The sequence below is a fragment of the Streptomyces sp. NPDC006610 genome (assembly GCF_040611575.1).
Classification (GTDB): domain Bacteria; phylum Actinomycetota; class Actinomycetes; order Streptomycetales; family Streptomycetaceae; genus Streptomyces.
Genome location: NZ_JBEXOP010000032.1, coordinates 1 through 14011, shown reverse-complemented (window position 1 = coordinate 14011; position 14011 = coordinate 1). Strand labels below are relative to the sequence as shown.

General features: G+C 72.6%; 14 protein-coding genes. 4 read left to right on the top strand and 10 right to left on the bottom strand.

Annotated elements, in window-relative coordinates; genetic code table 11:
• The first annotated feature begins 148 nt into the window (after window positions 1-148).
• From ABZY13_RS24010 to katG, 3 genes are all read left to right on the top strand, one after another.
• A complete protein-coding gene (locus ABZY13_RS24010) occupies window positions 149-1459 on the top strand; it encodes a cation:proton antiporter (RefSeq protein WP_356634028.1) in 1311 nt (436 codons plus the stop codon).
• Window positions 1460-1597: 138 nt separating this feature from the next.
• Complete coding sequence (locus tag ABZY13_RS24005) at window positions 1598-2044, top strand: Fur family transcriptional regulator (RefSeq protein ID WP_356634026.1); 447 nt, start codon at window positions 1598-1600, stop codon at window positions 2042-2044.
• Window positions 2045-2068: 24 nt separating this feature from the next.
• Window positions 2069-4297, top strand: coding sequence for a catalase/peroxidase HPI (gene katG, locus ABZY13_RS24000; RefSeq protein WP_356634024.1), 2229 nt, complete (start codon window positions 2069-2071; stop codon window positions 4295-4297).
• On the opposite strand, the gene ABZY13_RS23995 is transcribed toward katG, so the two are convergent.
• Window positions 4266-6446 carry a SpoIIE family protein phosphatase gene (locus ABZY13_RS23995; RefSeq protein ID WP_356634022.1) on the bottom strand — a complete coding sequence of 727 codons (2181 nt, stop codon included), beginning with the start codon at window positions 6444-6446 and terminating at the stop codon, window positions 4266-4268. The two genes, katG and ABZY13_RS23995, sit on opposite strands and share 32 nt — an antisense overlap.
• 123 nt (window positions 6447-6569) lie before the next feature.
• On the opposite strand from ABZY13_RS23995, the gene ABZY13_RS23990 reads away from it, so the two are divergent.
• Window positions 6570-7154, top strand: a complete 585-nt coding sequence (locus ABZY13_RS23990; protein WP_356634020.1) for a DUF1360 domain-containing protein — start codon at window positions 6570-6572, stop codon at window positions 7152-7154.
• 40 nt (window positions 7155-7194) lie between these two features.
• Here the strand turns inward: ABZY13_RS23990 and ABZY13_RS23985 are convergent, their stop codons facing one another.
• The 9 genes from ABZY13_RS23985 to ABZY13_RS23945 form a co-directional block, all read right to left on the bottom strand.
• Window positions 7195-8289, bottom strand: a complete 1095-nt coding sequence (locus ABZY13_RS23985) for a glutamate--cysteine ligase (RefSeq protein ID WP_356634018.1) — start codon at window positions 8287-8289, stop codon at window positions 7195-7197.
• 73 nt (window positions 8290-8362) lie between these two features.
• Entirely contained in the window at window positions 8363-10087 is a 1725-nt protein-coding gene (gene ctaD / locus ABZY13_RS23980; protein WP_356634016.1) for a cytochrome c oxidase subunit I, read from the bottom strand.
• Between the two features lie 159 nt (window positions 10088-10246).
• Complete coding sequence (locus ABZY13_RS23975; RefSeq protein WP_356634014.1) at window positions 10247-10945, bottom strand: phosphodiesterase; 699 nt, start codon at window positions 10943-10945, stop codon at window positions 10247-10249.
• On the bottom strand, window positions 10942-11109 hold the full coding sequence (locus tag ABZY13_RS23970; protein WP_356634012.1) for a hypothetical protein: 168 nt from the start codon (window positions 11107-11109) through the stop codon (window positions 10942-10944). Before ABZY13_RS23970 ends, ABZY13_RS23975 begins: the two co-directional genes overlap by 4 nt.
• Before the next feature lie 44 nt (window positions 11110-11153).
• A complete protein-coding gene (locus ABZY13_RS23965) occupies window positions 11154-11534 on the bottom strand; it encodes a hypothetical protein (protein WP_356634010.1) in 381 nt (126 codons plus the stop codon).
• A 45-nt stretch (window positions 11535-11579) separates the two neighbouring features.
• Window positions 11580-11831, bottom strand: a complete 252-nt coding sequence (locus ABZY13_RS23960) for a hypothetical protein (protein ID WP_356634008.1) — start codon at window positions 11829-11831, stop codon at window positions 11580-11582.
• Window positions 11832-11871: 40 nt separating this feature from the next.
• On the bottom strand, window positions 11872-12465 hold the full coding sequence (locus ABZY13_RS23955; RefSeq protein WP_356634006.1) for a hemerythrin domain-containing protein: 594 nt from the start codon (window positions 12463-12465) through the stop codon (window positions 11872-11874).
• Between the two features lie 12 nt (window positions 12466-12477).
• Window positions 12478-13677, bottom strand: coding sequence for a hypothetical protein (locus ABZY13_RS23950; RefSeq protein WP_356634004.1), 1200 nt, complete (start codon window positions 13675-13677; stop codon window positions 12478-12480).
• A gap of 235 nt (window positions 13678-13912) precedes the next feature.
• On the bottom strand, window positions 13913-14011 hold a 99-nt coding region (locus ABZY13_RS23945; protein WP_356634101.1), incomplete at its 5' end, for a ricin-type beta-trefoil lectin domain protein.

Genomic DNA, 14011 nt, shown 5'->3' with positions numbered 1-14011 from the left:
GCCCCCCATGGTGTCGGCGTGACCGGCGCCACGCCATGTGAACCTGGCCACTGCATGACGGCATGGGCATGTCGATCACGTCCTGCCCGCCGCGGACGTCAGCCGTGCGGCGGGCGTACCGGCCCGGCGAACCGGGCAGACGTCAGCGGTGACCTCGGCCGATTACCTCTCTGCCCTGCTGGGGGCCGGCGCCCTCGGTGCCGCCGTCGTGCCCCGGCTCGTGGCGGGCAGACCAGTGTCCGCCCCCCTGGTCTTCCTCGCCTGCGGGGTGGCCTTCCAACTGCTGCCGACGCCGCTGCCCGAGATCGACCCGGTCGCCGACCGGCTGTGGGCGGAGCACCTCACCGAGGTGTGCGTGATCATCTCGCTGATGGGCGCGGGCCTGGCCCTCAACCGGCCCTTCGGCCGCCGCCACTGGCACGCCACCTGGCGGCTGCTGGGCGTGACGATGCCGCTGACGATCGCGGCCACGGCCGTGCTCGCGTGGCTCCTGCTCGACTGGCCGCCGGCCGCGGCACTCCTGCTGGCGGCCGTGCTCGCGCCCACCGACCCGGTGCTCGCCTCGGAGGTGCGGGTGGGCGCGCCCACCGACGCCGAGCACGACGAGGACGAGGTCCGCTTCGCCCTGACCAGCGAGGCGGGGCTCAACGACGGCCTGGCCTTCCCGGTGGTCATGGCCGCGCTGGCGATGGCCGCGGCGGGGCCCGGCCCGTCCGGCGACTGGATCGGGCACTGGGCGCTGGTGGACGTGGCGTACCGGTGCGTGGCCGGCGTGCTCGGCGGCCTGCTCGTGGGCACGCTGCTGAGCTGGCTGTTCTTCCGCACCAACTGGCAGGCGATGCGGCTGTCGGAGCACCGGGAGGGGTTCGTCGCCCTGGGCGCGACGTTCCTCGCCTACGGGCTGACCGAGCTGGCGCACGGGTACGGCTTCCTGGCCGTGTTCGTCACCGCCTGCCGGATCCGCGCCGCGGAGCGCAGCCATGGGTACCACACCGTCCTGCACGACTTCGTCGAGCAGGTGGAGCGGCTGCTCACGGCGGCCCTGCTGTTCCTGCTCGGCGCGTTCGTCGCCCAGGGGGGACTCGCCCCGCTCGGCTGGCAGGGCGCGCTCACGGGTGTGCTCCTGCTGCTCGTGGTGCGGCCGCTGACCGGCTGGGGCGGCCAGCTGCGCACGGCGGCCGGGCCCCGGGAGCGCGTCGTGGTCGCCTTCTTCGGCATCCGCGGCATCGGCTCCCTCTTCTACCTCGCCTACGCACTAGGCATCGAGGGCTTCGGCGTCCCGGCGCGGGAGCTGTGGGCCGTCGTCACCTTCACGGTCCTCGCCTCCGTCGCCCTGCACGGCGTGACCGCCTCCCCCGTGATCACCCGCCTCGACCGCCTCCGGCTGCTCCAGGCCCGCCGTGCCACCCGCCCGGGCACGGAACCGGGCGAGGACGACGTGGCCCGCGAACGCCTGTGAGCCACGGGCCGGGGAGCCCGCGTCGCGCACGCCGCCCGTCCTCGCCCCGACCCTCCCCCGCCCGCCCCGCAAACCTGTCCAGAGGTTAACCCTTCGTTTTCTTTAATGATTCGGGTTTAAGGCGGTAGGTTGTGCGCCATGACCTCCGCATCCCTGCCCCCGACCGCCGCCGAGGAGCTGCGCGGCGCCGGCCTGCGGGTCACCGCCGCACGCGTCGCGCTGCTGCAGACCGTCCGGGCCGGCGACCACCTCGACGTCGAGGCCATCGCCGCGGGGGTGCGCGAACGCGTGGGCCACATATCGCTGCCGGCCGTGTACGACGCCCTGCACGCGCTCACCGCGGCAGGCCTCGTCCGCCGCATCGAGCCGCCCGGCAGCCCCGCCCGCTTCGAGGGCCGCGTCGGGGACAACCACCACCACCTCGTGTGCCGCTCGTGCGCCGCCGTCGTCGACGTCGACTGCGCGGTCGGCCACGCCCCCTGTCTCACCGCCTCCGACGACCACGGCTTCTCGGTGGACGAGGCCGAGGTCATCTACTGGGGCCTGTGCCCCGACTGTTCCACCGCCCGCAACACAGCACCGTGATCAATGAAGTCCGGAAGGAATTCGATGTCTGAGAACCACGACGCGATCGTCACCGACCCGAAGCCGGAGGAGGCGTCCGGCTGTCCGGTCGCGCACGGCCGCGCCCCGCACCCGACCCAGGGCGGCGGCAACCGTCAGTGGTGGCCCGAGCGGCTGAACCTGAAGATCCTGGCCAAGAACCCCGCCGTCGCCAACCCGCTCGGCGAGGACTTCGACTACGCCGCGGCCTTCAAGGCCCTGGACCTCCCGGCCGTGAAGCGGGACATCGCCGAGGTGCTGACCACCTCGCAGGACTGGTGGCCGGCGGACTTCGGCCACTACGGTCCGTTCATGATCCGCATGGCCTGGCACAGCGCCGGCACCTACCGGATCACCGACGGCCGCGGCGGCGCCGGCGCCGGCCAGCAGCGCTTCGCCCCGCTGAACAGCTGGCCGGACAACGCCAACCTGGACAAGGCCCGCCGTCTGCTGTGGCCGGTCAAGAAGAAGTACGGCAAGAGCATCTCCTGGGCCGACCTCATGGTCCTCGCGGGCAACGTGGCGCTGGAGTCCATGGGCTTCGAGACCTTCGGCTTCGCCGGTGGCCGCGCCGACGTGTGGGAGCCCGACGAGGACGTGTACTGGGGCCCGGAGACCACCTGGCTCAGCGACGAGGGCCGCTACAGCGGTGAGCGCAACCTCGAGGAGCCGCTCGCCGCGGTCCAGATGGGCCTCATCTACGTCAACCCCGAGGGCCCGAACGGCAGCGGCGACCCGCTGGCCGCCGCCCGCGACATCCGCGAGACCTTCGGCCGGATGGCGATGAACGACGAGGAGACCGTCGCCCTCATCGCCGGCGGCCACACCTTCGGCAAGGCCCACGGCAACGGCCCGGCGGACGCCGTCGGCCCCGACCCCGAGGCCGCCCCGCTCGAGGAGCAGGGCCTGGGCTGGAAGAACACCCACGGCGCCGGCAACGGCAAGGACACCGTCACCTCGGGTCTCGAGGGCGCGTGGACCTACGAGCCCACCAAGTGGGACAACGACTACTTCAAGATCCTGTTCGGTTACGAGTGGGAGCAGTTCCGCAGCCCCGCCGGCGCCCTGCAGTGGCGTCCGAAGCACGGTGCGGGCCAGGTCGTCCCCGACGCCCACGAGGCCGGCGTCCGCCACCAGCCGATCATGTTCACGACGGACCTGGCGCTGCGCATGGACCCGATCTACGAGCCCATCTCGCGCCGCTTCCTGGAGGACGAGCAGGCCTTCGCCGACGCGTTCGCCCGCGCCTGGTTCAAGCTGACCCACCGCGACATGGGCCCGGTCGCCCGCTACCTCGGCCCGGAGGTCCCCTCCGAGGTCCTGATCTGGCAGGACCCGCTGCCGGAGCGCACCTACGAGCTGATCGACGCCGCGGACGTCGCCGCCCTGAAGGCCAAGCTCCTGGAGTCGGGCCTGTCCGTGTCCGAGCTGGTCTCCACCGCCTGGGCGTCGGCCTCCTCCTTCCGCGGCAGCGACAAGCGCGGTGGCGCCAACGGCGCCCGCATCCGCCTGCAGCCGCAGGCCGACTGGGAGGTCAACGAGCCCGCGAAGCTCGCCACCGTGCTGCGCACCCTGGAGGGCGTGCACGAGTCCTTCAACGCCTCCCTCACCGGCGGCAAGCAGGTCTCCTTCGCCGACCTGATCGTCCTCGCCGGCGCGGCGGGCATCGAGAAGGCCGCCAAGGACGCGGGCTACGACATCGAGGTCCCGTTCACCCCGGGCCGCGTCGACGCCACACAGGAGCAGACGGACGTCGAGTCGTTCGCCGCGCTGGAGCCGAAGGCCGACGGCTTCCGCAACTACGTCGGCAAGGCCAACCGCCTGCCGGCCGAGCACCTCCTGCTCGACCGGGCGAACCTGCTGAACCTCAGCGCGCCCGAGATGACCGTCCTGGTCGGCGGCCTGCGCGTGCTGGGCGCCAACTACCAGGGCTCGCAGCACGGCGTCCTCACCGAGACCCCGGGCCGGCTGACCAACGACTTCTTCGTCAACCTGCTCGAGCTGGGCACGACGTGGAAGCCGGTCGAGGGCGAGTCGAACCTCTACGAGGCCTTCGACGCCACCGGTGCGAAGAAGTGGACCGGCACCCGTGCCGACCTCGTCTTCGGCTCGAACTCCGAGCTGCGCGCCGTCGCCGAGGTGTACGCCTGCGACGACGCGAAGGAGAAGTTCGTCCAGGACTTCGTCGCCGCGTGGAACAAGGTCATGAACGCGGACCGGTTCGACCTGGTCTGAGTCCGACCCCTGTGACGGGGGCGTCCGGGGCGACCCGGGCGTCCCCGTCGTGCCGTAGGACCAGGACCGCGATGTCGTCGGCGCGCTGCCCCGTCGTGCGGACCTGCCGCAGCAGATGGTCGATGAGCAGCTCCAGGTCGCGGTCGTCGCCGATGGCCACGTGGTGCGCGAGCCGGGCGAGGGAGTCGTCGACGTCCTCGCCCGGCCGCTCGATCAGGCCGTCGGTGCACAGGACGAGCAGCGTGCCGGGGTCGAGCGGGATCTCGGTCACCGGGAAACCGGCGTCCGGGTCGATGCCGAGCAGCGGTCCGGGCGGTACGTCCAGGGGCCGGGTGTCGCCGTCGGGCAGCCGCAGGACCGGCGGCGGATGGCCGGCGCTGGCGAGCAGGGCGCGCCCGCGGGCGAAGTCGAGCCGGGCGTAGAGACAGCTGACGAACAGGTCGGGGCCGAGGTCGGCGAGGAGCCGGTTGGTCCCGGCGAGGACCTGGTCGGGGCTGGCGCCGAGGGCCGCGTGGGCGTGCACTGCGGTGCGGGCCTGGCCCATCAGCGCGGCGGCGGCGACGTTGTGGCCCTGGACGTCGCCGATGACGGCCGCGGCGGCGGTGTCGCCGAGCCGGATCAGGTCGTAGAAGTCCCCGCCGATGTCCATGCCCCGGGTGGCGGGCAGGTAGCGGGCGGCGACGCGCAGCCCCGCGACCTCGGGCAGGGTGCGCGGGAGCAGCGCCTGCTGGAGGCCGTGGGCCAGTTCGTGCTTGGTGTCGTAGAGGCGGGCGCGGTCCAGGGCGTGGGCGATGAGCCCGGCGAGCGAGGTGAGTACGGCGCGTTCCTCGGCCGGGAACTCGCGCGGACGGTCGTAGGACAGGACGCAGATGCCGACGGGCCGGCCCGAGACGATCAGCGGCAGGAAGGCCCATGCCTGTTTGCCGCTGATCTCCGACGCCTCGGGATAGATGCGCCGCATGTCCTCGGCGTTGGTGAAGAACGCCGGGATGCCGCTGCCGAGGGCGCGTCCGGCCGGGGTGAGGCGGGTGTCCAGGGGCAGGGCGTCGAGGCGCTCGATGGTCGCCCGGTCGTAGCCGCGGTGCCCGGTGATGCGCAGCCGGCCCGCGTCGGCGGAGGAGAGCACCAGGCCCTGCGCTCCGAAGGCGGGCATGACCTGGTCGGCGACCAGGTCGATGACGTCCTGGACGCCGACGACCTCGGTCAGCGCGGCGGCCAGATGGGTGAGCTGGTAGAGCCGGCCGGCCCGGGTGGGTTCGGCGGCGCCGAGGGGGGTGCGGGGCGCGGGCTGCGGCAGCGCCGGCGCTCCGGTGCACACGATGCGGACGCTGATGCCGCTGGCGTCCGGGAAGAGGTGGAAGTCCATCCAGTCGTTGGGCGGGCGGCAGGCGCTGAAGGCGACGGGTTCGCGGCTGAGCACGGCGGCCCGGTAGCGGTCCTCGTAGGTGGGGTCGTCCAGCCAGCGCAGCGACTGCCAGGGCAGGGTTCCCAGCAGCCGTTCGGCGTCCGCGCCCAGCAGCTCGCAGGCGCCGGAGCTGACGTAGGTGAAGCGGCCCTCCAGGTCCAGGGAGCAGCTGCCGCCGGGCAGCCGCTCGATGAAGTCGACGGCCGCCGTGCCGGGGTTGATGGCCGGGCGGCCGGTCCCGACGGCGACGACCCGGGGCCGGTCCCCGGGGGTGGCCGGCCGGCCGGTCTCCTCCAGCAGGCGGGCCAGCCGCCGGCAGCTGGCGGCGATGTTGCCCCGCTCCCGCCCGGTCATGTACGGGGGACGGCCCGCCGGCCACATCAGCAGCAGGGCGCCCCACCGGCGGACGCCGGTGACCGGTGCGGCGACGAGGGCCAGCGGGAACGGCAGGGCCATCGCGGTGCGCGGATAGGAGCGGGCGATCTCCTCCTGGCTGCCCGCCCACACCACCCGGTCCTCGCGGACGGCGTCGGCGACCGGGGCGGGGGCGGCGACCGGGACCTTGGTCCAGGGCGCGGCCAGTTCGGCGGGGGCGCCGCAGAGCACGTCGAGGATCAGGAGCTGCCCGTCCGGCGCGAGCAGGTAGAGCGCGCCGATGGACGCGCCCGTGCGGCGCACGGTCTCCGCCAGCGCCGCGTCCAGTTCCCCGGCGTCGGTGGCGGCCGGGTCCGTCGTGCCGGTCACGAGCACCTCCCGGCGTCCCAAGCGCGGCATCCGCCCTATGGGGACGTTACGCCCCCGTCCGCGGATCGGCACACCCGCGCGGCCCCTCGTTTGCCGGACGGCTGCGGGGGGACCCGGCGGGCCATGAACATCGCAGCTCACCGCCGCGCCGCAGATCACCTGCGCGGCCTCCTCCGGCGCACCCGCAACGACTACTCGGCCGGTCACGAACGCCCGCTGGGCGGCTATCTCGCGGCGATGGGCGGTTTCACGGCCTATACGGCGGCCTGGGCCGCGGCGGTGCGGCTGCGCGGGCGCCCGTTGCCGGAGCGGCCCGTGCCCTGGGACGTCGTCCTGACCTCCGTGGCGACGTTCCGGCTGAGCCGGCTGCTGAGCAAGGCGTCGGTGACCAGTCCGCTGCGCGCGCCCTTCACCACCTACGCCGGTCCGCAGGGCCCCGCCGAGCTGCACGAGGAGGCCCGCGAGGAGGACGGCAGGGGGACCGTCGGGGAGCTGGTGACCTGCCCGTTCTGCCTGAGCGTGTGGGTGGCCTCGACACTGACCGCGGGGCAGCTGCTGTGGCCCCGGGCGACCCGCACCGCCATGGGCGCGCTCACCGCGCTGGCCGGGGCGGACGCGCTGCAATTGGCGTACAGCGTCCTGTCCGACCGCGCGACCGGCGACGACGACGACGAGGACGAGGACGAGGACGGCGGCGAGGAGGACTGACCGACGGCGACCATGCCGTGACCCGTGGAGACTCCGCAGGTCACGGCATGGTCGTCTCCTCGGCGATCATCTCCGTGACGGCGTCGAGTCCGCCCGCCTCCAGCGCCCGGCGCTGCCGGTCGGCGCCGGTGCCCTGCCGGAGCAGCCGGTGCACGAGGGAGGTCACCTCGCGGGTGTCGCCGGCCGCGTCCAGGGCGGGCGCGATGTGGTCCAGCAGCCCGCACACGACGTCGCCGGCGCGTCGGCGCATGCCCCCGGCGTCGACGAGGGTGTCGCTCAGTCCGTGCCGGGCGGCCTGCCACATGGAGATCTGCGCCAGCTCGGGCGGCCAGTCGGGGACCGGACGGCCGGCAGCGGCGTCGTGCACGGCGATGCCGACGAGGGCGCGGACGATGCCCGCGAGCATCGCCGCCTCGTCGGTGCGCAGCTGGACGTCCAGGCAGCGCACCTCCACCGTGGGGTACCGCTCCGAGAGCCGGGCCTGCCAGTACAGCTGCCCGGTGTCGGTGATCACGCCGGTGGCCAGCAGGTGCCGGACACGGGCGTCGTAGTCCGCCTCGCCGGCGAAGCGGGGCGGGACGCCGCCGACCGGCCAGCGCCCGAAGACGATCGTGCGCCAGCTGGCGAACCCGGTGTCGTGTCCCTCCCACAGGGGCGAGTTGGCCGACATGGCCGTCAGGACCGGCAGCCAGGGCCGGATGCGGTTGAGCACGTCGACGCCGGCCGCGCGGCTGTCCACGGCCACGTGCACGTGCATGCCGTTGACCATCTGCTCGGCGACCAGCTGGGGCGCCTGCCGCTGCAGGGCCCGGTAGCGGGCTTGCCGGGTGACGGCCACGGGCACCTGCTGCCGCAGCGGGGGCGTGCCGCAGGCGGCGAGGCGGCAGCCGTGCGCCTCCGCAGCCCCGGCCACCGCGTGCCGCAGCCGCAGCAGATGGCCGCCGACCTCGTCCAGCGTCCGGCAGACGGGGGTGGCCACCTCGATCTGGCCCTGGAGCAGTTCGGACTGGATCTCACGGCGCGCGACGAACGGCTCCAGACCGGCCGCCGCCCGCACCTTCTCCGCCTGTTCGGCCAACTGACCGGTGACCCGATCGATCAGCAGGTACTCCTCTTCGACACCGACCGTCGCCACCGAAGCGCCTTTCGTCCGGGCCCGTTCCGCGGGCCGTCCGGGGCCCGGTCCAAGTGCCGCGATCCCGGCCCGGTCAAACGTCGGGGCCGCTGCGGTCGCTCTCGTGGCCCGGCGCGTCGATCACGTCGCGGCGGCCGGTGTGCTGCTGCTGTTCGAGCCGGGCGATGTCCGGGTGGTGCAGGTCGAAGGCGGGCGATTCGGAGCGGATGCGGGGCAGCGCGTGGAAGTTGTGCCGGGGCGGCGGGCAGGAGGTGGCCCACTCCAGGGAGCGGCCGTAGCCCCAGGGGTCGTCGACCTCCACCCGCTCGCCCTTCTTCGCGGTCTTCCAGACGTTGTAGAGGAACGGCAGGGTGGACAGGCCCAGCAGGAACGCGCCGATGGAGGAGACGGTGTTCAGGGCGGTGAAGCCGTCGGCGGCGAGGTAGTCGGCGTAACGGCGGGGCATGCCCTCGGCGCCGAGCCAGTGCTGCACCAGGAAGGTGGTGTGGAAGCCGACGAACAGCGTCCAGAAGTGGACCTTCTCCAGGCGCGTGTCGAGCATGGTCCCGGTCATCTTCGGCCACCAGAAGCTGAACCCGCCGAACATGGCGAACACGATCGTGCCGAACAGCACGTAGTGGAAGTGGGCGACGACGAAGTAGCTGTCGGTGACGTGGAAGTCCAGCGGCGGCGAGGCGAGCAGGACACCGGTCAGCCCGCCGAACAGGAACGTCACCAGGAAGCCGGCCGCCCACAGCATGGGCGGCTCGAACGACAGCGACCCCTTCCACATCGTGCCGATCCAGTTGAAGAACTTCACCCCGGTGGGGACGGCGATCAGGAAGCTCATGAAGGAGAAGAACGGCAGCAGCACCGCTCCGGTGGCGAACATGTGGTGCGCCCACACGGTCACGGACAGGCCGGTGATGGAGATGGTCGCGGCGATCAGCCCGGAGTAGCCGAAGATCGGCTTGCGGGAGAACACCGGGATGATCTCCGTGATCACCCCGAAGAACGGCAGCGCGAGGATGTACACCTCGGGGTGGCCGAAGAACCAGAACAGGTGCTGCCAGAGGATCGCGCCGCCGTTCTCCGGGTCGAAGACGTGCGCGCCGAACTTGCGGTCCGCCTCCAGCGCGAGCAGCGCCGCGGCGAGGACGGGGAAGGCCAGCAGCACGAGCACGGAGGTCAGCAGCACGTTCCAGGTGAAGATCGGCATCCGGAACATGGTCATGCCCGGGGCGCGCATGCAGATGATCGTGGTCATGAAGTTGACCGCACCGAGGATCGTGCCGAACCCGGAGAGGGCCAGCCCCATGACCCACAGGTCCCCGCCGAGCTGGGTGGTGCGCTCACCGCCGCTGAGCGGGGTGTACGCGGTCCAGCCGAAGTCGGCGGCGCCCTCGGGCGTGAGGAAGCTGCCGAGGACCATCAGCCCGCCGAACAGGAACAGCCAGTACGACAACATGTTCAGCCGCGGGAAGGCGACGTCCGGGGAGCCGATCTGCAGCGGCATGATCGCGTTGGCGAACCCGGCGAAGGTCGGGGTCGCGAACAGCAGCAGCATGATCGTGCCGTGCATCGTGAACGCCTGGTTGTACTGCTCGTTGGAAACGATCTGGATCCCCGGCCGGGCCAGCTCCGCCCGCAGGACCAGGGCCAGCGCCCCACCGATAAGGAAGAAGGCGAACGACGTGATCAGGTAGAGATGCCCGATCTTCTTGTGGTCGGTCGTCGTCAGCCAGGTGACGACGACCTGCCCACGACCACGGCGCTCCGCCGCCGGGACAGGAGAAACCGGTTCAGTGTGTGTCGCCATCGAGTCCCTCGGTCAGCTGGGTGGGGGGTCGCGGTCTGGCTGTCGCGCAGCGCGTAACCAGCTCAGCGGACGTTAGTCCTGCGGAGCGGGCGGCGACGCCCTGCGGGCGCCGATTTCGAGCCGAATGGCCGAGGGAACGCCTCATTCGGGCGTACCCGTTCACTCGCGCGGGGCCTCCCGGCGGCCGACGCGGGACCCCCGGTAGGCGGCGCGGCGCACCCCGGCCAGAGCCTCGCCGGGGGTGAGGCCGGGAAGATCATGGGCATAGACGTCGAAGCCGGGGGTCTGCTCCGTCGGCACCGGCAGGGGTGTGCGCACCGTCAGCACGCCGAACACGCGCCACGACCGCCGTCCGGTCCCGGCGCACAGGTCGAGGACGATCGGCCCGGCGGCCAGGGCCGCCCGCAGTCCCGCCGGGTCGCCCGGCACGGGGCGGCGCGCGGAGGGGCGCGGCAGGGCGGCCAGCAGACGGTCGCGGTCGCCGACGCGGTAGGCCAGCAGGCTGGAGTACGGGCCGCCGAGCACGTCGATGCGCGGCAGCGGCAGGCGCCGGGTGAACCGGCCCCTGCCGCTGCCGGTGAGGAGCAGGTCGAGGGTGCGGCCCTCCTCGTCGGCCCGCTCGACGCGCACGGCGAGGCCCAGCCCGTCGGGCAGGCCGCGCGGCAGTCCGGCGGCCCGTGAGAGCCGTACCGTGGCGGCGTGCCGGCCGGGCGTGTCCAGGAAGGGCACGCCCCAGGGCCCGCGCCCGTCGTCCACGATCTCCAGCTCGCCCGCGCAGGTCAGTCCGTGCGGGTGCAGCGCGGGAGCATGGCGCGCGCCGGCCAAGAGCCGGAATCCGGAGCGGACCTCATCCGTCACGACCGGGACCCGTCGCCCTCCTGCGCGTCGGTGGCGTCGCCGTCGTCGTCACGGTCGCCCTCCGCCTGCGACGGTGTGGTCCGCGGCGCGGCGTTTTCGCCGGAGGTCTCCGCCTCGTCCCGCTCGGGCTCGCCCTCCGCCTGGGAGGGGGTCTGCTCGGTCATGGTGGTCCTTTCTGTGCGAGGAGTGCCGTGCGGTGGTGCGGACGTCACGGGGTGGAACGCAGCCACGCGGCGATCCACCCCGTCTGCATCGCGGCGTCGAGGAGATAGGTCGGCCTGATCCGTCCCTTGGGCACGTAGACGAGGTCGACGGCGAGCAGGGTCAGCGCGGTGCCGAGGCCGACGAGGCGGGCCTGGCGCCGGCCCTCCGGGTCGGCGCTCGTCGCCAGTTGGGCGGCGCCCGCGGCCACCAGCAGTCCGCCCGTCGTCTGCTGCAGCCACACATCGGTCTTCGGGCCGAAGACCCGTTCGAAGCTGCGCAGATGCAGCAGCGGCCACAGTCCGCCCACGAGGTTGAACACTCCCTGCCCGAGCGCGACGGCGTCCGCCGGCTCCCCGCTTCGCCGCGTCGGTCTGCTCCTGCCCATGGCCGTCCTTTCGTGTGAGTGATCGCCGCGCGCCCGCCGGGCCGCTCAGGCGCCGAGCTTGGCGGCGGCGTCCCGCAGCGACGCCGCCGCCCGGGTGAGTTCCTCGGGGCCGGGCGACGCCGTGCCCAGCCGGTCCACCAGGTCCGCGCGCGACAGCAGCACCACTGCCCCGCGCGACTGCCCGCTCTCCAGGGCGGCGCGGTTCGCCACCTGTGCCCTGCCTTCGAGCAGGACCAGGGCGGCGCCGTCGTCCGTCGCGTCCAGGAGTGCGCGAAGCAGGTCCTCGTCGATCACCACGGGTTCCCTTCCCTCGGGGGTGCGCCGGTCGCGGGTCCGGTCAGCCGTCCTTGCCCATGGCCTTGCGGACCGCGTCCTTGGTGCGGTCCATCAGGGCGGCGACCGGTCCGAGCGCCATGTTGGCCGCCGCGGACTCGACGCCCGGGTGCGGCCGGGTGGGGGCCATGGCCTGGGCGGCCTTGACGGCCTTGGCCATGGCGGCGAGGTTCGTCACGTCGGTGCTGCGCCGGATGAACGCGAACTCGTAGCGTTCCTCCTTGCGGGCGTGCTCCTGCACCTCGGTGCGCAGCCGCATCAGCCGCGGCATGAACTCCGGGTCGTCGGTGTCGAGGTCGTCGAGCTCGCTGAGCGTCTCCTTCGCCGCCCGCTCCTCGGCGAGCCGCTCCTCGACGACCTGTTCGCCGCCCGGGAAGGCGCGCCGGGCGAAGGGGTGGACGACCTCCTCCTCGGCGGTCTCGTGGACGGCGAGGAGCCGTACCAGCCGGCGGAACGCGTCGCGCCGCTCGTCGCCGCTGCTCGCCTCGACCTCGTCGAACAGGTTGCGGATGTCGCCGTGCTGTCGCATCAGCAGCCCGACGACGTCCAGGTCCTGACTCCGGTCGTCGCCGGCCTGGGGGGTGTGCAGCTCGGTCATGTCGGCCCTCCCCTACTTCTCGCGCATCGCGGGGTCGGGGTGCTCGCCCTCGGACTGGACGCGGTACTCGCGTCCGAACATCTGGTCGTGCTCGGCCATGACCCGCTCGCTCGGCGGCGCCTCGCCGCCGTGGATCGCCTCCTGCATCTTCTCGAACCGCTCGTGCGCCTCGCGGACGTAGCCGGCGCCGAGGGTGGTCAGATCCATCTGGGTGTCGAGCAGCTCGCGCACGTACGCCTTGTTCGGCTCGAAGGTGAGCACGTTGGGCAGCTCGGGCGCGAGGACCGACTCCGGGTCGCGTCCGTCGTGGCGGCGCATCAGGTCGCAGGCGGTGTGCAGGTGCTCCAGCTCCATGTTGAGATGCAGCTCCCAGATCGCCTTGACCCTGGGGTCGCTCTCCTGCTCCATGAAGGAGTAGTAGAGGTAGCACTCGTTGTACTCGTGGTTGACGAGCTGCTCCCACCAGGTCTCGCCCGGGTCGACGAGGGACTCGTAGTGGGTGACGTGCTCCTCCTCGATCAGCCCGATCTCCTGGTACAGCTGGCGGGCGATGGGCTCCATGTAGGTGGGGCCGGTGTTCATGTAGAAGTTCATGGTCTGCTGCTCGGCGGACATGACCGTCAGGGCGTGCAGCTTCGACAGCGGGTTCGTCTCGTCCTTCGCGTACGGGTCGCGGACGTTGTCGTACGGGTCGCGGTGGTGGTACTTGGTGGGGCGGCCCGGCATGATCTCGGTGAGGTTGTCGACGATCGACTCCGCCTTGCGGTGCTCGATCATCTCGTACAGGTTGGCGTACCGGTACAGGTGGTCGAAGTCCTCCAGCACTCCGAACTGGTACGCCTGCTTCAGGTACGGGTCCGGTTCCATGCGCGCGATCCACGCGGTGAGGTCCACGGCGACCTGCTCGTAGGCGATCGTCGTCTCCAGCACCGACGACACGCCGGGCAGCAGCCAGTTCACGACCTTCTGCTGCTGCGCCTCGATGTAGCGGACCCGGGCCAGCTGCCGCTTGACCTCCGGGTCGACCGTGTTGCGGGCCAGCTGGTGGCTGAACATGATCGCCTCGACCTCGATGCCGTTCATGGTGATGACGCGGCAGCGGGTGTACGGGTCGCAGCGGTCGGGGTCGATGGGGCTGACGTCGAGCTCCCGCCAGCTGCGCAGCTGGCGGTCCAGCGGGATGCCCCGCTGCTCCAGGGGGTTGAATGTCACGGGCGCTCTCCTCCAACAAGGGCCGGGCGGGCGAAGTACCCCCGTCGCCGTCCTTCATGTCCGCGGGCTCGGGGCACTGCCGCCCATGCTTCGCCCCTCCCGCGAGTGCCACCACCGCAGCGCACCCGAACGGCGGACGCCCGCCGCCCGCGCCGCCCGGACACGGGGCCGCCCCGCTCACGGCGGTGAGCGGGGCGGCACACGTGTGTCGGCCGGGTGAATCGGAGGAGGACGGTCAGGGCAGGGTCCACTTCTGGTTGGCTCCGGTGTGGCAGGTCCACAGGTGCACGGGCGTGCCGTCGTTCCACGTACCGCCCGAGGCGTCCAGACACTT